This window comes from Staphylococcus simulans, assembly GCF_002994445.1.
Lineage (GTDB): Bacteria > Bacillota > Bacilli > Staphylococcales > Staphylococcaceae > Staphylococcus > Staphylococcus simulans_B.
In genome coordinates this window covers 549474-567707 of record NZ_MRZJ01000001.1, presented here as the reverse complement: position 1 = coordinate 567707, position 18234 = coordinate 549474, and the positions used below count along the sequence as shown (strand labels likewise).

The 18234-nt window shown below is 37.1% G+C and carries 18 protein-coding genes; all 18 read left to right on the top strand.

What is annotated here, in order from left to right; translation table 11 throughout:
- Positions 1–17 precede the first annotated feature (17 nt).
- The 18 genes from rimP (at position 18) to pnp (ending at position 18178) form a co-directional block, all read left to right on the top strand.
- Positions 18–485, top strand: coding sequence for a ribosome maturation factor RimP (gene rimP, locus C7N65_RS02875; protein ID WP_105992959.1), 468 nt, complete (start codon positions 18–20; stop codon positions 483–485).
- A 21-nt stretch (positions 486–506) separates the two neighbouring features.
- Positions 507–1736, top strand: coding sequence for a transcription termination factor NusA (gene nusA / locus C7N65_RS02870; RefSeq protein WP_105992958.1), 1230 nt, complete (start codon positions 507–509; stop codon positions 1734–1736).
- 18 nt (positions 1737–1754) lie between these two features.
- The gene (gene rnpM, locus C7N65_RS02865; protein WP_105992957.1) at positions 1755–2039 is read left to right on the top strand and encodes an RNase P modulator RnpM; all 285 of its coding nucleotides are present in this window, start codon (positions 1755–1757) and stop codon (positions 2037–2039) included.
- Entirely contained in the window at positions 2036–2341 is a 306-nt protein-coding gene (locus C7N65_RS02860; RefSeq protein WP_105992956.1) for a YlxQ family RNA-binding protein, read from the top strand. The genes rnpM and C7N65_RS02860 overlap by 4 nt, the downstream gene beginning before the upstream one ends.
- Before the next feature lie 16 nt (positions 2342–2357).
- Positions 2358–4484 (top strand): translation initiation factor IF-2, encoded by a 2127-nt coding sequence (infB, locus tag C7N65_RS02855; protein WP_105992955.1) that lies wholly within the window; start codon positions 2358–2360, stop codon positions 4482–4484.
- Between the two features lie 99 nt (positions 4485–4583).
- Positions 4584–4961: a VOC family protein gene (locus C7N65_RS02850; protein ID WP_232167202.1), complete on the top strand. Its 378-nt coding sequence runs from the start codon at positions 4584–4586 to the stop codon at positions 4959–4961.
- Positions 4962–5265: 304 nt separating this feature from the next.
- The gene (locus C7N65_RS02845; RefSeq protein ID WP_105992953.1) at positions 5266–6024 is read left to right on the top strand and encodes a glycerophosphodiester phosphodiesterase family protein; all 759 of its coding nucleotides are present in this window, start codon (positions 5266–5268) and stop codon (positions 6022–6024) included.
- Positions 6025–6026: 2 nt separating this feature from the next.
- On the top strand, positions 6027–7328 hold the full coding sequence (locus C7N65_RS02840) for an MFS transporter (RefSeq protein WP_105992952.1): 1302 nt from the start codon (positions 6027–6029) through the stop codon (positions 7326–7328).
- A 468-nt stretch (positions 7329–7796) separates the two neighbouring features.
- Positions 7797–8144, top strand: a complete 348-nt coding sequence (gene rbfA, locus C7N65_RS02835; RefSeq protein ID WP_105992951.1) for a 30S ribosome-binding factor RbfA — start codon at positions 7797–7799, stop codon at positions 8142–8144.
- Between the two features lie 143 nt (positions 8145–8287).
- On the top strand, positions 8288–9499 hold the full coding sequence (locus tag C7N65_RS02830) for a glycerate kinase (RefSeq protein ID WP_105992950.1): 1212 nt from the start codon (positions 8288–8290) through the stop codon (positions 9497–9499).
- The gene (locus tag C7N65_RS02825; RefSeq protein WP_105992949.1) at positions 9496–10875 is read left to right on the top strand and encodes an SLC13 family permease; all 1380 of its coding nucleotides are present in this window, start codon (positions 9496–9498) and stop codon (positions 10873–10875) included. Before C7N65_RS02830 ends, C7N65_RS02825 begins: the two co-directional genes overlap by 4 nt.
- Positions 10876–10888: 13 nt before the next feature.
- Positions 10889–11572, top strand: coding sequence for a response regulator transcription factor (locus tag C7N65_RS02820; RefSeq protein WP_105992948.1), 684 nt, complete (start codon positions 10889–10891; stop codon positions 11570–11572).
- Positions 11569–12945 carry an ATP-binding protein gene (locus C7N65_RS02815; RefSeq protein ID WP_105992947.1) on the top strand — a complete coding sequence of 459 codons (1377 nt, stop codon included), beginning with the start codon at positions 11569–11571 and terminating at the stop codon, positions 12943–12945. Before C7N65_RS02820 ends, C7N65_RS02815 begins: the two co-directional genes overlap by 4 nt.
- Positions 12923–13495, top strand: coding sequence for a PepSY domain-containing protein (locus tag C7N65_RS02810; protein WP_105992946.1), 573 nt, complete (start codon positions 12923–12925; stop codon positions 13493–13495). Before C7N65_RS02815 ends, C7N65_RS02810 begins: the two co-directional genes overlap by 23 nt.
- A gap of 115 nt (positions 13496–13610) precedes the next feature.
- The gene (gene truB / locus C7N65_RS02805; protein WP_199790642.1) at positions 13611–14525 is read left to right on the top strand and encodes a tRNA pseudouridine(55) synthase TruB; all 915 of its coding nucleotides are present in this window, start codon (positions 13611–13613) and stop codon (positions 14523–14525) included.
- A gap of 16 nt (positions 14526–14541) precedes the next feature.
- Entirely contained in the window at positions 14542–15516 is a 975-nt protein-coding gene (locus C7N65_RS02800) for a bifunctional riboflavin kinase/FAD synthetase (protein WP_105992944.1), read from the top strand.
- 117 nt (positions 15517–15633) lie between these two features.
- Entirely contained in the window at positions 15634–15903 is a 270-nt protein-coding gene (rpsO, locus tag C7N65_RS02795; RefSeq protein WP_105992943.1) for a 30S ribosomal protein S15, read from the top strand.
- A 166-nt stretch (positions 15904–16069) separates the two neighbouring features.
- The gene (gene pnp, locus C7N65_RS02790) at positions 16070–18178 is read left to right on the top strand and encodes a polyribonucleotide nucleotidyltransferase (RefSeq protein WP_105992942.1); all 2109 of its coding nucleotides are present in this window, start codon (positions 16070–16072) and stop codon (positions 18176–18178) included.
- Positions 18179–18234 lie beyond the last annotated feature (56 nt).

The window sequence follows — 18234 nt, the reverse complement described above, 5'->3', positions numbered from 1 at the left end:
CTTAAAAGGAGGTCAGCATGAGTAAAATCACTGAACAAATCGAAGAAATTATTCAACCGGTATTAGATGATTTGAATTTTGAACTTGTAGATATTGAATTCGCAAAAGAGGGTAAAGATCGCTTCCTTCGCATCTCAATTGATAAAGAGGGCGGTGTTGATTTGAATGACTGCACACTTGCATCTGAAAAAATCAGCGAAGCGATGGATGAAGTAGATCCGATTGAACAAATGTATTATTTAGACGTAGCGTCGCCAGGTGCTGAACGTCCTATCAAAGACGATAAGGCGTTTCGCAATGCAGTTGATCAACCTGTGTTTGTTTCACTTTATGCCCCGATTGAAGGAGAAAAAGAATGGTTGGGCGTCTTGAAATCTGTAGACGACGATCACATTGTTATGCAAGTACAAGTGAAAGAAAAGAAAAAGGAAGTTGAAATCCCAAGAAATAAAATTGCTAAAGCACGTCATGCAGTTTTGATTTAACCTGAGTAGGAGGATTTAACCGTGTCAAATGAATTATTACTAGCAGTAGAGTATTTAGAAAAAGAAAAGAAAATTCCTAGAGAAGTGTTAATCGATGCCATTGAAGCTGCATTGATTACTGCTTATAAAAAGAATTATGAATCTTCACGTAATGCACGTGTAGAATTAAATATGGATGAAGGTACTTTTAAAGTCATCGCAAGAAAAGAAGTTGTAGAAGAAGTTTTTGATGATCGCGATGAAGTTGATATCAGTACTGCATTGGTGAAAAACCCTGCATATGAAATCGGCGATATTTACGAAGAAGATGTTACACCTAAAGACTTCGGCCGTGTAGGTGCACAAGCAGCAAAACAAGCTGTGATGCAGCGTTTGCGCGATGCTGAAAGAGAAATTCTTTATGATGAATTCATCGATAAAGAAGAAGACATCGTAACTGGTATCATCGACAGAGTCGACCATCGTTATGTGTATGTCAACTTAGGACGTACTGAAGCAGTATTATCTGAAGCTGAAAGAAGTCCGAATGAAAGCTACATTCCTAACGAACGCATCAAAGTGTATGTCAACAAAGTTGAACAAACAACAAAAGGTCCTCAAATCTATGTATCACGCAGTCATCCTGGATTACTGAAACGTCTTTTCGAACAAGAAGTTCCGGAAATCTATGATGGTGTGGTAGTGATTAAATCAGTAGCACGCGAAGCGGGCGACCGTTCAAAAATCAGTGTGTTCTCAGAAAATGATGATATCGATGCAGTAGGTGCATGTGTAGGTGCAAAAGGTGTACGTGTTGAAGCTATCGTTGAAGAATTAGGCGGAGAAAAAATCGACATCGTACAATGGGACGAAAATCCTAAAGTATTTGTTAAAAATGCGTTAAGCCCATCACAAGTGCTTGAAGTAATCGTAGACGAAGACAATCAATCTACAACTGTTGTTGTGCCGGACTATCAATTATCATTAGCAATCGGTAAACGCGGTCAAAACGCACGTTTAGCCGCAAAACTTACAGGTTGGAAAATTGATATCAAATCTGAAACAGATGCACGAGAAGCTGGTATTTATCCAGTACCGGAACAAGACGAAACAGAAGATGCTGCGGAAGAAGATCTTTCTGAAGAAGTTGTAGTAGCACAAGTAGAAGAAGTACCTGAAGTTTCAGAAGAAGATGAAGTTGTAGTACAAGATGACAACTCAGAAGAAGCTGAAACAGAAGAACAAGACGATAAAAAAGACGTAGAAGAATAATTTGGAGTGAATGCCTTTATGAAGAAAAAGAAGATTCCAATGAGAAAGTGTATACTTTCAAATGAAATGCGTCCGAAAAATGATATGATTCGTGTGGTAATTAATAAAGAGGGAGAGATTTCTGCCGATGCGACAGGCAAGAAACCAGGCCGCGGTGCTTATGTTTCTAAAGATGTCGCATTAGTAGAAAAGGCTCAGCAAAAAGGCGTTTTAGAAAAGTTCTTTAAAGCTGATGCTGAAACTTTAGCGCCTGTCTATAAAGAAATCATACGTCTCATCTATAGAGAAGAGATTCCAAAATGAATAAGAGCAACATCTTGAATTTTTTAGGATTGGCAATGCGGGCTGGTAAAGTCAAATCAGGTGAATCAGTCATCTTAGCAGAAATTAAGAAGAAAAAAGTACCTTTAGTGATTTTGTCTGAAGATGCTTCTGACAGAACAACTAAAGATATCAGCCAAAAATGCGAAAGTTACCACGTTCCGTTGCGTATATTCGGTACCAGAGAAGAATTGGGCCAAGCACTTGGCAAATCTTCTCGCGTGAATATAGCTATAATGGATAACGGTTTTGCCAAAAAGCTATTATCAATGATAGATGAATAACGTAAGGAGTGATTATATGAGTAAAAAGAGAATTTACGAGTATGCAAAAGATTTAAAATTAAAAAGTAAAGATGTTATTGATGAATTGAAAAAGATGAACGTTGAGGTGTCTAACCACATGCAAGCGTTAGAACCAAATGAAATCAAAGCCTTGGACAAAAAGTTCAAACCGGGTTCATCTCAAGATAAGCAAGACAATAAAGCTGCTCAAAATAATCACAAAAAACATCAAAACAATAAAGATAAAAACAATAATAATAGCGGAAATGCTAAAAAGAATAATAAAAAAGGCAACAAGAACCAAAACAACAAAAATAACCATAAAAACAATAAAAATAAACGCAATAATAATCAAAAACAAGCACCAAAACCGGAACCAGTTAAGGAGATACCTGAAAAAATCACTTATTTAGAAGGTATTACTGTTGGCGAGTTAGCAGATAAAATGAATATTGAATCATCAAGCATTGTGAAAAAATTATTCTTGCTTGGTATCATGGCTAACATTAACCAATCATTAGATGATGAAACAATCGAATTAATCGCTGATGATTACGGTGTAGAAGTTGAAAAAGAAGTTGTTATTGATGAAGAAGATTTAGATATCTACTTCGATGATGAAGAAGAAGATCCGGATGCAGTAGAGCGTCCTGCAGTTGTGACAATCATGGGACACGTTGACCATGGTAAAACAACATTGCTTGACTCTATCAGAAACACACACGTGACTGAAGGTGAAGCAGGCGGTATCACACAACATATTGGTGCTTATCAAATCACTAACGACGGTAAGAAAATTACTTTCTTAGATACACCAGGACACGCAGCGTTCACAACAATGCGTGCACGCGGTGCGCAAGTGACAGATATCACTGTATTAGTTGTAGCGGCAGATGACGGTGTAATGCCTCAAACAATTGAAGCAATCAACCATGCTAAAGAAGCAGATGTGCCGATTATCGTAGCAGTCAACAAAGTAGATAAACCGACAGCAAACCCTGATCGTGTAATGCAAGAATTGACTGAACATGGTTTATTCCCTGAAGATTGGGGCGGCGACACAATCTTCGTACCGCTTTCAGCGTTAAGCGGTGACGGTATCGAAGACTTGTTAGAAATGATTGTATTAGTTTCTGAAGTACAAGAATTAAAAGCTAACCCTGATAAACGTGCAGTAGGTACAGTGATTGAAGCAGAATTAGATAAATCACGCGGACCAGCCGCATCATTATTAGTTCAAAACGGTACATTACATGTCGGAGATGCGATTGTAGTAGGTAATACATTTGGCCGTGTACGTGCAATGGTGAATGATTTAGGTAAACGTATTAAATCTGCTGGACCATCTACACCAGTTGAAATTACTGGTATTAATGATGTACCTCAAGCAGGTGACCGCTTCGTAACATTCTCAGATGAAAAACAAGCACGCCGTATCGGTGAAGCACGTCATGAAGAAAGCATTCTTCAACAACGTCAAGAAAGCAAAAACGTAACATTAGACAACTTATTCGAACAAATGAAACAAGGCGAAATGAAAGACCTTAACGTTATTATCAAAGGTGACGTACAAGGTTCTGTAGAAGCATTAGCCGCATCATTAATGAAAATCGATGTAGAAGGTGTTAACGTTCGTATCATCCACACAGCAGTAGGTGCGATTAACGAATCAGACGTAACACTTGCGAATGCCTCTAACGGTATCATCATCGGTTTCAACGTTCGACCAGATGCAGGTGCGAAACGTGCAGCTGAACAAGAAAATGTTGACTTGCGTTTACACCGTGTCATCTACAACGTTATCGAAGAAATCGAATCTGCGATGAAAGGTATGCTTGACCCTGAATACGAAGAAAAAGTAATCGGACAAGCAGAAGTACGTCAAACATTCAAAGTTTCTAAAGTCGGCACAATCGCGGGCTGTTATGTGACTGACGGTAAAATCACACGTAACGCAGGTGTGCGTGTTATCCGTGACGGCATCGTTACTTTCGAAGGTCAATTAGACACATTAAAACGTTACAAAGATGACGTTAAAGAAGTCGCACAAGGTTATGAGTGCGGTATTACAATTGAAAAATACAATGACTTAAAAGTAGATGACATCATTGAAGCATATGAAATGGTTGAAATCGAAAGATAAGCTTGTTACTTTAATGAAAAGCACTTCCAATAGGGAGTGCTTTTTCATGTGAAATAAGGGTAAAGTATTCTATTAATCAGCGGGGAGGTTATGAATGTTATGAACAATTTATGGTTTAATTTGCATAGTGAAGACTTAGAAAGAAGCAAAGTCTTCTATAAAGCAATCGGATTTGAAATCATGGAACGACCAGAACAAGAAGGGATCATGTTTGGGATAAAAGCTGATAAAGGTTCACCGATTATGGTCGTCGCTGCACAACAATTTGAAAAATATATTCATCGCATACCACATGGAAATGATGCCTTGATTTCATTATCAACAGATTCTAATGAAGAAGCAGACGCATTGGCAAAAGAAGTTCAAAAAGCCGGTGGAAAAGTCATTGATCAGCCGAAAAAACGCAACGGTTTTTACGGGTTCACTTTCGAAGATATCGATGGCCATTTCTTTAATATCATCGTGATGTCTGAATAAAAAATAAAGATTTTCTGTCAATCTATCCAATCTGATAACAGTGAAGCACTGAAATCAGGTTGGATTTTTTGATTGCTTATACCTTTCAATGTTTCATTTATGTAAATTTTAAAACGCTTACTTACTTGCAATGTTAATTGTATGTAAATTATAAATGATAAAATATAAAAAAGATTGCGTAATTCTTTTAGAGCGCATATGATTATCTCAAGTTAATCAGTTGATGGTACGGATTGTGAAAAGAGAGAAACAATACCGAGCCATTGAGCATTAATGTATTAAACATTTAAGTAGGTGAACAACTATGAAAACAATATTTGGACACAGAGGTGTTCCGAGTGTTGCACCGGAGAACACATTAGCCGCTTATGAAGCAGCGGCAGAGATTCCAGAATTACAATGGATTGAAGTAGATATTGCGATTACTTCCGATGAGCAATTAATTTTAATCCATGACGACTACTTAGCACGTACAACTTCTATTGCAGGAGAGGTCAGTGAAACGCCTTATGCTCGCATCAAAGAAGCAAGTGCCGGTTACTGGTTCGGTACAAGATTCAAAGATGAAAAAGTATTGACGTTTGATGAATTTATCCAATTCATTAACCAAGCAAAGTTGAATGTCAATATTGAGTTAAAAGGGATTACAGGTAAAAACGGACCGAAATTAATGGAAGCTTTGATGCGTCAGTTACCGGAGAAAATGGCGCAATTCGACGCTGATATTGAAATTCTTTTCTCTAGTTTTAACCTTCCGTTATTAAAAGCAGTACAAGAACAGCTGCCGCAATATCCGCGTGCAGTATTGTATGAAACTTGTGCATTTTATGAAGATTGGCGTACTGTCTTGGCATTTGCGGATACTAAAATTCTGCATCTTGAAGACAAAGGTTTAACGTCAGCTTTTGTCAGTCAAGTGAAATCAGAAGGTTATACGTTGAATGTATATACTGTCAATGACATTGATCGTGTCAACCAATTGTTTAACTTTGGTGTAGATGGTGTCTTTAGTGATGTTCCTCAAAAACTTGTTCATTTACAAGATATGGAAAGTGAGGAATAATCATGCATTGGCTACTTAATAAATTAGGAATGAAAGATAATAAAGCATTAATCGGTTATTTAACAGTTGTAACAGCAGGACAATTGATTTATTCAGGATTTGAGGCATTCAAAGGTTCATTTTATAATACGTTGCTTCAAGTGCTGCATTTATCTAATGCGCAATTAGGTGCAGTATTCAGTTTAATCGGGATTTCTATGTTTTTCTATATTCCTGGCGGATGGATCAACAACCGTTTTTCAATTCGTTCGATTTTAATCACAGGTTTATTGATTCGTTTTGTGACAATGACTTATATTATTTTATTTGCGCCTGGATTTGAAACATTAAAAGTGATTGCGGTCATTTGGGGTTTAACAGATGCGTTCTTTTGGCCGGCAGTCTTAAACGGTGTCATCTTCTTTACGGATAAACAGCACCGCGGTTTAGGATTTGGTTTGTTAGAAGCGATTCACCGTTTAGAAGAAGTGGTTATGAGCTTGCTTGTTGTAGCAGTCATGGCATTAATCAGCGGCTTAGTTGTATTTAAAGGTGCGATGTTTACGTACAACTTATTGATTCTGCCGATGATATTCTTAATTTGGAAATACATTCCGAAAAATGGTATCTCAGCTGAAAAAATCGAGCATGAGCATTTAGGAGAAAAATCATTAGATGCCTTAAAAGGTTTATTCTATGTATTAATTCAACCTAAAGTATGGTTAGCAGCCATTGCGGCGATGTCTATTTACTGGGGTTACATTATTTTAGTATATAGTGTACCTTACTTACAAAATCAATATCATCTGTCAACTGCACAAACTGCAGTGTTCGGTGTATTGAATACCGGTTTTGTAGGGGTATTAGCGGGTGTAATTACAGGTGTAATTTCTGACTATGTCTTTAAATCTACGACTAAAATGATCTTTGTGGCATTATTCTTGTCATCTATCGTGTTGTTAATAGTGGTCTTCTTTAAAACAGGATTAGTCCTCAGCATGATTTTATTATTTACTTTCTCATTGACGACATTCTTGTCTAAAAGTGTTATTTTGGCGCCGATATCTGAATTCAAGCTTCCTGAGAAATATTCAGGTTCCGCAATGAGTGTCGGCTCATTTATGGCTTATGCGCCGATTTTCTGGGTGTATACGATGAATGGTCAGTTATTAGATGAATTCAAAGGGCATGAATTTGAAGCCTACCAAATGATTTTCAAAATTGGTATTGCAGTATCAGCAGCAGGTAGTTTAGCAGCGTTGATTTTAGTGATTTTGATGAATAAAGAAAAACGAAAAGAACGTTTGAAAGCAGCACAATCATAAATTAAACATTGTAATTGAAAAGATTCCTCTTTAATCATTTATTTGATGAAACAAAGAGGAATCCTTTTCGTTTCATTAGACGTTAATTTTTGAAATGAATTTTAAAAATGAAATGAACTTCCAACTCCATTAAAGCGCTTTTATTGACACTTCGGCATTTGAGTTTGTTGTATTAGGAAATGAAGATGATAAAAAAACGCTTTAGGTATCATGTTTTGAGGTGTTTACCAGCAATATTTTGAAAAGACACTTTCGGAATGTAAATGAAACGTTAAGTTTATTTTGAAATGGTCTCCATTACATTTACGCAAAATTAACATGCTTAACTGTTTGTTTACATTATAGGTGGAGGAGAAAGAGATTAATCATTTGAAAGAAAGGGAAAACCTTTGTCAAAGGAGCGATTTTAGTTTATAATCTTGGATTGAACTGAATCGTTCATTGTTCAAATAAAGAGGTGAAATACACATGAGTAAAATGAGAGCTGAACGCGTTGGTGAACAAATGAAACAAGAGTTAATGGATATCATTAACACGAAAGTTAAAGACCCGAGAATCGGATTTTTAACGATCACTGACGTACAAGTTACAAATGATTTATCTCAAGCAAAAGTCTACTTAACTGTTCTAGGCAAAGAAAAAGAAGTAGACGATACTTTCAAAGCTTTAGAAAAAGCGAAAGGCTTTATTAAATCCGAATTAGGTTCAAGAATACGTTTAAGAATGGTTCCTGAATTATTCTTTGAATATGATCATTCTATTGAATACGGAAATAAAATCGAAAAAATGATACAAGACCTTCATAAAAACGACTAAGTTGATGGAGGATGAATGAAACAGCCGGGCACATAATTAAGTGTCCGGCTATTTTTTTAATCGAATTCTAATAATTCTCTAATTCTTTACAAATTTAACCTCCTTAATATAAATGTTAATCGTATTTCAAGGAGGCTGAATTTATGAAAATAGCAGTAATTCCCTCAGGCTTTAAAGAAAGCTTAAGCTCAGCAGAGGTAGGAAAAGCAATTAAAAATGGTTTGCATTCGGCAGATGAGAGTCTGAATGTAAAGGTGATTCCAATGGTAGATGGCGGAGAAGGTTTCGCACAAACCATCACTCAAATTAAAAATGGACAATTATATACTATCCATGTACAAGATCCGTTAGGTCAAAAACGTAAAACGCATTATGGAATGTTTTATGAGAATAAACAAAAGGTAGCGGTAATAGAAATGGCAGCCATCGCAGGATTAAGACATGTGCCTATGCACCAAAGAAATCCGCTTCACACTTCTACTTACGGTGTAGGAGAAGCAATGCTACACGCACTTGACCATGGCGCAGAACGTATCTTAATCGGCTGTGGTGATTCTGGTACATCAGACGGTGGCGTTGGTATGGCACAAGCTATCGGTGTGCGTTTTAAAGATAAACAAGGACGAAATATTCATGTTCATGGCGGCGGTGCAATTCATCATATTGATCAAATTGATGTCTCACAAGTAGATCCGCGTATCTTAGAAACACAAATAGATGTGGCAGTGAATTGGTCTAATATTTTATGCGGACCAAAAGGTGTTGCGAGAGTATTCGGACCGCAAAAAGGTGCAAGTCCGGACGAAGTAGAACACTTAGCAAACAATTTAGAACATTTAGCAGAACGCATCAAACAGACAACAGGACAAAAAGTTGCTTATAAAAATGGTTCAGGTGCATCAGGCGGATTAGGCGCAGGTTTAATGGCATTTGCGCATGCGACGCTGCACCCGCGTTTTGATTTGATTCAGCAATACTTGCATATTGAACCCGTGATTGCACAAGCCGACTTGATTATTACCGCTGAAGGCTGTTTAGATTATCAAACACCGAATGGTAAAATTCCAGCAGAAGTTGCACGCATTGCGGAACAATATGATAAACCGGTGATTGCTTTAGCAGGTACAATCGGCAAACAAGCAGAATTCAATTATCAAAGCGGCATTGATGCATTCCACAGCATTATCAAAGCACCTTCATCATTAGATGTATCAATTGAATACGCTGAACAATGGCTTGAAGAGTGTGCACGTAATATCTTCAAAGCTATTCAAATCGGTGCAAAAATAAACCAAGCGCAACATGAACAAGGTCCCAGCATTACAACAAGCCATCATTTCGTGATGCAGCAATGAGTAATTCAAAGTTAATCGTTACACTCCTTTATCTTATTTTTACAATTTGGCTCTTTTTAGAAACCAATATGTCTTATCTCGGACAATTGAGTGTAGCATTATTTGTTTTATCTTTAGGACTTTTTATTTTCAGCAAAATGCCGGCAGGCTTATCAGCCATGCTGGTAGTGTGTTTAGGCGTGTTGCTTGGGCTGCCTGAATCGATTTTATATGAATCGTTAGAAGAGCATGTTATTTGGCTGATGATTGGTGCGTTTATTATTGGTGGTGTCGTAGAAACAAGTGGCTTGCTGGATCGTTTAATCCGATGGATAGAAATCAAATGCACATCTGAAAAAAGATTGAATGTTTTAGTCTTTATATTCATTCAGATTTTATCTTTGATTATTCCGTCAACTTCCGGACGTGCCGCTGCACTATTGCCAGTTTATCAAGCTTTTACGAATCGCTTTAGTGCCAATCGCCGATATCTTGGTTTATTAATGCCGATTTTAGTATTGATGGGGACAAACTTATCTCTAATCGGTGCAGGAAGTCATTTGATTGGTATCGGTTTATTAGAAAATCAAGCAGACCAGTCTATTACTTATTTGCAATTTTTAATTTGGGGCTTGCCTTTTGGTATTGTGATTGGCATTATCAGTCTGCTTATGATAAAAAAGATTTATATGAAGCCGATTGAAGCAGAAGTAACAGAAACAACAAATGAACCTGTGCATGAAAAGCAGCCTTTTTCGACTAAAGAGAAAAAAGCACTGGTATTGATTGGTTTAACTGTTCTGCTTTGGATTACTGAACCTGTACACCAATTTGATATTGCCTTTATTACAATATTGATGAGTTTGATTATGATGCTGCCTAAAATTGATTTGATCGGATGGCGAGAAGCATTCAACAGAGTATCATGGAGTTTGATATTCTTTGTGGCAGGTGCTACAGCACTTGGTAATCTTTTAGCGAAATATAAAGTGCTGGATGTTATTCAGCATAATTTATTTAAAGTGATGCATCATTTAGAACTGACAAATACGTTTGTGCCGTTAGTATTGATTGTAGTAATTTCAGTAACATCTCATTTATATATTACGAGCCATACTTCACGTGCAGTTGTGTTTATTCCGTTATTGATTGTATTCGGCAAAATGTTCGGATTGAATTTAACGGCAGTTGTATTTATGGCATTAATCGGTATGAACTATTGCTTAACATTTCCTGTCAGTTCCAAAGCTTTACTATTGTTTTATGAAAATAAAGAGAAGGCATTTACAATTAAACAGCTGATGCATTTAAGCATGTGGTTGATGCCATTGTACATGATCGCAATGATTGTAATGTATTATGTCTTTTGGCAGCATGTTGGACTTGCGCTGAAGTAGGAGTGAATAAAGAGTGGAGACCGTATTGATTGTTGAAGATGATGAAAAAATTGCACGTGTCATTGAATTAGAACTCACTTATGAGGGATATGACGTGCATATTGCTTATACAGGCAAAGAGGCACTAAAGCTTTATCATGAGCATGAAATAGATGCCGTTTTGCTTGATGTTATGATTCCTGAATTGAATGGACTAGAGGTGTTAAGACGTATCAGAAATGAAGATGCACACGTTGTCATTATTATGCTTACAGCGAGAGATGCGGTAATGGACAAAGTGAGCGGATTAGACTCTGGTGCGAATGATTATATTACTAAGCCTTTTGAAATTGAGGAATTATTAGCACGTATCAGAGCACATCTGAAACAGCAGCAACTAAATCAGCCACAACCAGATGAAACTTTAAAATTCAGAGACATAGAGCTGCATCCGCAATCACGAGAAGTCTATTTAAACCAGACATTAGTTGAGCTGACACAAAAAGAATACAATCTTTTGTATTACTTTATGGCTAATAAGAACATCGCCTTAGAGCGTGCACAAATACTTGAATATGTTTGGGGTTATGACTTTGTTGGAGATACGAATATTGTCGATGTCTATGTCAGATATCTCAGAAAGAAATTAGATACTACGGATACTTCTATTATTTCTAGTGTCAGAGGTGTAGGTTATATGATGAGAGATGAGTCATGAAGTTAGGTACACAACTTCAAATTTATATCACTTTAATGATTGCGATTGTGGTAATTATTACGAATTTCACAATTTATTTCATTTATCGGACGACTTCTTTAAACGCTGAAACAGATCAACTTGAAGATAAAGCAGTCAGTACGATGAAAGAGTTGCGAAAAGCAAAAGAGAATAATACTGATAAAGAGAGTGTCTTGCAAAGTTTGATTTTAACAGATGGTTATATCGCAATTGTCGGACAAGACAATGAAAATAAATTCCAAGTCACTTCTAATACTAAATACAAAGACTTAAGCGAACCTTATAAAAACAAGCAATATAAGAAAGCCGTTGAAAAAAGGGGACATCACTTTGTAGTGGTGAGTATCCCTGTAATTTGGAAAGATGGCGAGGTCAGCAATCTGCAAATCTTTGAGAATATCGATTTCAAATACAGCAAATACGATATTTTGAAGATTGTATTGACACTGTCGACTTTATTTATCTTATTAATTGTGTTCTTGCTTAATCGTTTATTGACACAAATTATTCTGCAGCCGATTAATCAGTTGATTGAAAAGATGAAGAAGACGATTGATACGAACAATTATGTGATTATGGATATTAATAAAAAAGACACGAAAGAATTGCAAGCGCTGACTAAAACTTATAATGAAATGATGAAAAATTTGCGAGAACATGATGAGAAGCAGCAAACTTTTATTTTGAATGCTTCTCATGAATTGAAAACACCGATAACAGTAATTAATTCTTATAGTAAAATGCTGAAGCGGTTCGGCAAGACAAGAGAAGATATTTTAAATGAAAGTATCGAAGCCATCAGCAGTGAAGCACAACGTATGAAATATTTAACTGAACAAATGTTGGACTTAGCAAAAGTAGAACGCAACAGCCACCCGTCTGAACGAACAGCAGTCGATATTAATGCTGTGCTGGAACAAAAAGCTATACGTTTATCTAAAGCTTATCAGCGTGATATTACTTTTAAATCTGATAACCAAACATATGCTTTTGTCAATGAGGAGCAATTCAAACAACTCATTACTATCTTTTTAGACAATGCGATTAAGTATAGTCAAGCAGAAGTAGAGATAACAGCTAAAACGCAGTCAGATGAAATTCATGTCCAAATCAAAGACAAAGGTATTGGAATACCACAAGCGGATTTAGAACAGATTTTCACAAAGTTTTATCGTGTAGATAAAGCCAGAGCAAGAGAATCAGGAGGTTCTGGCTTAGGTTTATATATTGCCTATGAGTTAGCCAAACGTAATGCTATTGATATTGAAGTTGAAAGCGAGTTGGATGTTGGAACAACGTTTATTTTGAAAATGAAAAAGGTGACACCAGATGATAATCAAAAAGATGATTAAAATACTTTTGGTTGTGATTATCTGTTTATTAATCGTGATTTTAGGTGCCATTATTTATTTCAAGTCGGGACAAACTGATATTTCAAAGCAAGAAGCAGAAAGAATTGCGGATGAACGTTATGACGGCAAAATACTGTCATCGAGTTTGAATCGAGATAAAACTGCTTATAAGATTAAGCTGCTGGATGAAGGTTTGCATTATGACTTAGAGGTAGATAAGAAAAACGGCACAATTAAAAATGTGCATACAGAAAAAATAAAAAAAGAATCCAAATCAAAATCTAAACCTGATAAAAAAGAAACTTCGCGCAAATCATCTGATTCACCGCCTTACATTAGCGAAAATGAAGCGAAAGCTATTGCGCAAAGAGAAGTGCCGGGGCAATTCATCTATATTAACTTAGAGAAAGATGTCAAACCGCCGTTATATGTAATTCAGCAAGTGGTAGATGATGATGAAGGTGCAATCGTTAAAATCAATGCACTCAATAAGAGCGTTGTTTCAGTTTCATGGTTTGAAATAGAGGATGACGATGATGATATGGATTAATATAGATGCGATAAGTGAAGGCAATGTACTTTCATTTATCGCATTTTTCTCGGTCTATAATTCAGAGCGGATTTCATGTAAAATAGATGAGGTATGAAACAGAGATGAGGTGTTGTTGATGGAAGGTATTTTACCAGTATTTAAAGAACGCGGTTTAACCAGCCATGATGTGGTCTTTAAATTACGTAAAATTTTACATACGAGAAAAGTGGGACACACGGGTACGCTGGATCCAGAAGTGAATGGAGTATTGCCGATATGTGTCGGAGGCGCAACAAAAGTCAGCGATTATATCATGGAGATGGGCAAAGCCTATCAAGCCACAGTGACGATAGGATTCAGTACTACTACAGAAGATCAAACCGGCGATGTATTAGAACAAAAAACAGTGACAGAGGAATTGACAAAGGAACAGATTGATCAAGCGATTGCGGAATTTAAAGGTGAAATCGAACAGATTCCGCCGATGTATTCTTCTGTAAAAGTGAATGGACGAAAACTCTATGAGTATGCGAGAAATAATGAAACGGTTGAGCGTCCGAAACGAAAGGTTCATATTTATGAAATCGAACGAAATTCAAAAGTGCATTATGAACAAGGAATATGTACTTTTGACTTGTTGATCCGCTGCGGCAAAGGAACTTACATCAGAACACTTGCGACAGATATCGGAGCAAGCTTAGGTTATCCTGCGCATATGTCGCAATTGACACGTATTGAAAGCGGCGGATTTTCTATTGAAGATAGTTTAACTTTGGAGGAGATTGATGCATTATATAAGCAAGACGCGTTACAGGAAAAGCTATTTCCGATAGAATATGGTTTGAAAGGGTTGCCTCATATTCAAATTGACGACCCATCAATCAAACAACGTATCTTAAATGGACAGAAATTCTATAAAAATGAATTTTCTGAAGTGATTGATTCAGTTACGGTCATGGAAGACAGTGAAACCAACAAGGCACTTGCCCTCTATATACCGCATGCTGAAAAACCAAATGAAATCAAACCGAAAAAGGTATTTAATTAAAGGAGCATCGCGAAAAATGAAAGTAATTGAAGTTACACATCCGATACAACCTGAGCAATATATACAAGAAGACGTTGCTATGGCATTGGGATTTTTTGACGGCTTGCATAAAGGTCATGCACAAGTCTTTCATGCTTTAAATGACATCGCACAAAAAAATAATTTGAAAAAAGCAGTCATGACTTTTGATCCGCATCCTTCAGTGGTGTTGAATCCTAAACAAAAGAGAACAGATTATTTAACACCTTTAACAGATAAAATCGATATTTTAGAATCCTATGATATTGATTATGTAATTATTGTCAATTTCACATCAAAATTTGCGGATGTTTCGATTGAAGAGTTTGTGAATAACTATTTAGTCGCAAATCATGTCAAAGAAGTCATTGCCGGCTTTGATTTCACTTTCGGCAAACACGGCAAAGGCAATATGTCTGTACTCCAAGAATATAAGGCAAACTTTAATACAACGATTGTGAGTAAACAAGAAATGTTCTCTGAGAAAATATCAACAACTGAAATTAGAAAAGCATTAAAAGAAGGCAATTTACAAAAAGCAAATGACGAATTAGGTTATCGCTACCGCATTAAAGGAACAGTCGTTCAAGGTGAGAAACGCGGCAGAACTATCGGTTTCCCAACTGCGAACATTGAACCGAGCGATGACTATGTACTGCCGAAAAAAGGTGTATATGCGGTCAGCTTGGAAATCGGTGCTGAACACCGTATATACAGAGGTGTATGTAATGTGGGTGTCAAACCGACATTCCATGACCCTAAGAAATCACATATTGTCATCGAAGTGAATATCTTTGATTTTGACGAAGATATTTATGGTGAACGTGTGGTTGTCTTTTGGCACCATTACTTAAGACCTGAAATCAAATTTGACGGGATTGATCCGCTTGTTGAACAGATGAATAAAGATAAAGAACAAGCAAAATATCTATTAGCAGTTGATTTCGGAGATGAAGTATCTTATAATATTTAAGTCGGAATGATTGCTTCAAGCAATCAAAATGATATAAAGTCCTCACTCTTGGCAGGTCGATACTCCGACGCCTGGCTCAGACTGGGGAGACTACAAATTAAAAGGAGGAAATTGACTATGGCAATTTCACAAGAACGTAAAGACGAATTAATCAAACAATACCGTGTACACGAAACTGATACTGGATCACCAGAAGTACAAATCGCAGTATTAACTGCAGAAATCAATGCTTTAAACGATCACTTACGTACACACAAAAAAGACCACCACTCTCGTCGTGGTTTATTAAAAATGGTAGGTCGTCGCAGACACTTATTAAACTACTTACGTAAAAAAGATATTCAACGTTACCGTGAATTAATCAAATCATTAGGTATCCGTCGTTAATCTTTTTAATAAGTAATTAAGCAGATACCAGTTAGAGGAAAGGACCATCGTTGGTTGCTTTCCTTTTTTTATAGCTTGGATACTAAAGTTCGTATAAAAATAATCATGTAAATGATATGATAGACTTATTAATGTAAAAGAGGTAGCAAGAGAAAGGAGATTCCTAATGTCTCAAGACAAGAAAGTGTTTAAGACCGAATGGGCAAACCGTCCGTTAACAATTGAAACTGGGCAAATGGCAAAACAAGCGAACGGTGCGGTACTTGTAAGATATGGTGATACAGTCGTATTATCTACAGCAACTGCATCAAAAGAACCGCGTGATGGTGATTTCTTCCCATTAACTGTCAACTATGAAGAAAAAATGTATGCGGCTGGTAAAATTCCAGGCGGCTTTAAAAAACGTGAGGGACGTCCTGCAGATGAAGCGACTTTAACAGCGCGCTTAATCGACAGACCGATTCGTCCATTATTCCCTAAAGGATACCGTCACGATGTTCAAATCATGAATATCGTATTGAGTGCAGATCCGGATTGTTCGCCGCAAATGGCAGCAATGATCGGTTCATCAATGGCATTAAGCGTATCTGATATTCCATTCCAAGGACCGATTGCAGGTGTCAATGTCGGTTATGTGGACGGAAATTATGTCATCAACCCTACACTAGAACAAAAAGAACAATCACGTTTAGATTTAGAAGTAGCCGGACATAAAGATGCGGTAAACATGGTAGAAGCGGGCGCAAGCGAAATCACTGAGAAAGAAATGTTAGATGCGATTTTCTTCGGTCATGAAGAAATTAAACGTTTAGTTGCATTCCAAGAAGAAATTATCGAATATCTGAAACCTGAAAAATCTGAGTTCGTTCCTGTTGAACGCGACCAAGAGGTTGAAGAAAAAGTAACAGCACTTACACAAGAAAAAGGTTTGAAAGAAGCAATTCAAACGTTTGATAAAAAAGAACGCGAAGATAACATCGATGCAGTACGCGATGAAATCATCGCAGAGTTCGAAGATGAAGAAGATCCGGACAACGAAGCATTACTTTCTGAAGTCAATGCGATTTTAAATGACTTAGTCAAAGAAGAAGTACGTCGTCAAATCGCTGATGAAAAGGTACGTCCTGATGGTCGTAAGCCGGATGAAATCCGCCCACTAGAATCAGAAGTCGGTTTATTGCCTCGTGCACACGGTTCAGGTTTATTTACGCGTGGTCAAACACAAGCGTTATCAGTATTGACATTAGGCGCTTTAAGCGAATATCAGCTTATCGACGGTCTTGGACCAGAAGAAGAAAAACGTTTCATGCATCACTATAATTTCCCTAACTTCTCTGTAGGGGAAACAGGCCCTGTACGTGCACCTGGACGCCGTGAAATCGGACATGGTGCATTAGGCGAACGCGCATTGCGTTACATTATTCCAGATACACAAGACTTCCCGTACACAGTACGTATTGTGAGTGAAGTATTGGAATCTAACGGTTCATCATCACAAGCATCTATTTGCGGTTCTACACTTGCTTTAATGGATGCCGGTGTACCAATCAAAGCACCTGTTGCCGGTATTGCGATGGGACTTGTGACACGTGATGATAACTATACAATTTTAACGGATATTCAAGGTATGGAAGATGCTTTAGGCGACATGGACTTCAAAGTTGCCGGTACTAAAGAAGGTATCACAGCAATCCAAATGGATATTAAAATCGATGGTTTAACAAGAGAAATTATCGAAGAAGCTTTAGAACAAGCACGTGTCGGCCGTTTAACAATCTTAGAACATATGCTTCAAACGATTGATCAGCCGCGTCCGGAATTAAGTGCTTATGCGCCTAAAGTTGAAACAATGACAATCAAACCTGACAAAATCAGAGATGTCATTGGACCTGGCGGTAAGAAAATCAATGAAATCATTGATGAAACAGGCGTTAAATTGGATATTGAACAAGACGGTACAATCTTCATTGGTGCAGTAGACCAAGACATGATTAACCGTGCGCGTGAAATTATCGAAGAAATTACACGTGAAGCTGAAGTCGGCCAATTATACAATGCAAAAGTAAAACGTATTGAAAAATACGGTGCCTTTGTGGAATTATTCCCAGGTACAGATGCATTGCTGCACATCTCTCAAATTGCGAATGAACGCATCAACAAAGTTGAAGATGTGTTGAACTTAGGCGACACAATCGAAGTTAAAGTAACTGAAATTGACGGTAAAGGCCGTGTCAATGCTTCTCACCGTGTCTTATTAAACAAAGAAAACAACTAATCAGAATTTCAAATGATTATGAAGAATGCTTGTGCGGCATGAATTTGCTGAGCGAG

Coding starts and splice junctions, on each gene's coding strand:
- rimP (WP_105992959.1), top strand. CDS start 18: ATGAGTAAAATCACTGAACAAATCGAAGAAATTATTCAACCGGTATTA.
- rnpM (WP_105992957.1), top strand. CDS start 1,755: ATGAAGAAAAAGAAGATTCCAATGAGAAAGTGTATACTTTCAAATGAA.
- C7N65_RS02860 (WP_105992956.1), top strand. CDS start 2,036: ATGAATAAGAGCAACATCTTGAATTTTTTAGGATTGGCAATGCGGGCT.
- infB (WP_105992955.1), top strand. CDS start 2,358: ATGAGTAAAAAGAGAATTTACGAGTATGCAAAAGATTTAAAATTAAAA.
- C7N65_RS02850 (WP_232167202.1), top strand. CDS start 4,584: ATGAACAATTTATGGTTTAATTTGCATAGTGAAGACTTAGAAAGAAGC.
- C7N65_RS02845 (WP_105992953.1), top strand. CDS start 5,266: ATGAAAACAATATTTGGACACAGAGGTGTTCCGAGTGTTGCACCGGAG.
- C7N65_RS02840 (WP_105992952.1), top strand. CDS start 6,027: ATGCATTGGCTACTTAATAAATTAGGAATGAAAGATAATAAAGCATTA.
- rbfA (WP_105992951.1), top strand. CDS start 7,797: ATGAGTAAAATGAGAGCTGAACGCGTTGGTGAACAAATGAAACAAGAG.
- C7N65_RS02830 (WP_105992950.1), top strand. CDS start 8,288: ATGAAAATAGCAGTAATTCCCTCAGGCTTTAAAGAAAGCTTAAGCTCA.
- C7N65_RS02825 (WP_105992949.1), top strand. CDS start 9,496: ATGAGTAATTCAAAGTTAATCGTTACACTCCTTTATCTTATTTTTACA.
- C7N65_RS02815 (WP_105992947.1), top strand. CDS start 11,569: ATGAAGTTAGGTACACAACTTCAAATTTATATCACTTTAATGATTGCG.
- C7N65_RS02810 (WP_105992946.1), top strand. CDS start 12,923: ATGATAATCAAAAAGATGATTAAAATACTTTTGGTTGTGATTATCTGT.
- C7N65_RS02800 (WP_105992944.1), top strand. CDS start 14,542: ATGAAAGTAATTGAAGTTACACATCCGATACAACCTGAGCAATATATA.
- rpsO (WP_105992943.1), top strand. CDS start 15,634: ATGGCAATTTCACAAGAACGTAAAGACGAATTAATCAAACAATACCGT.
- pnp (WP_105992942.1), top strand. CDS start 16,070: ATGTCTCAAGACAAGAAAGTGTTTAAGACCGAATGGGCAAACCGTCCG.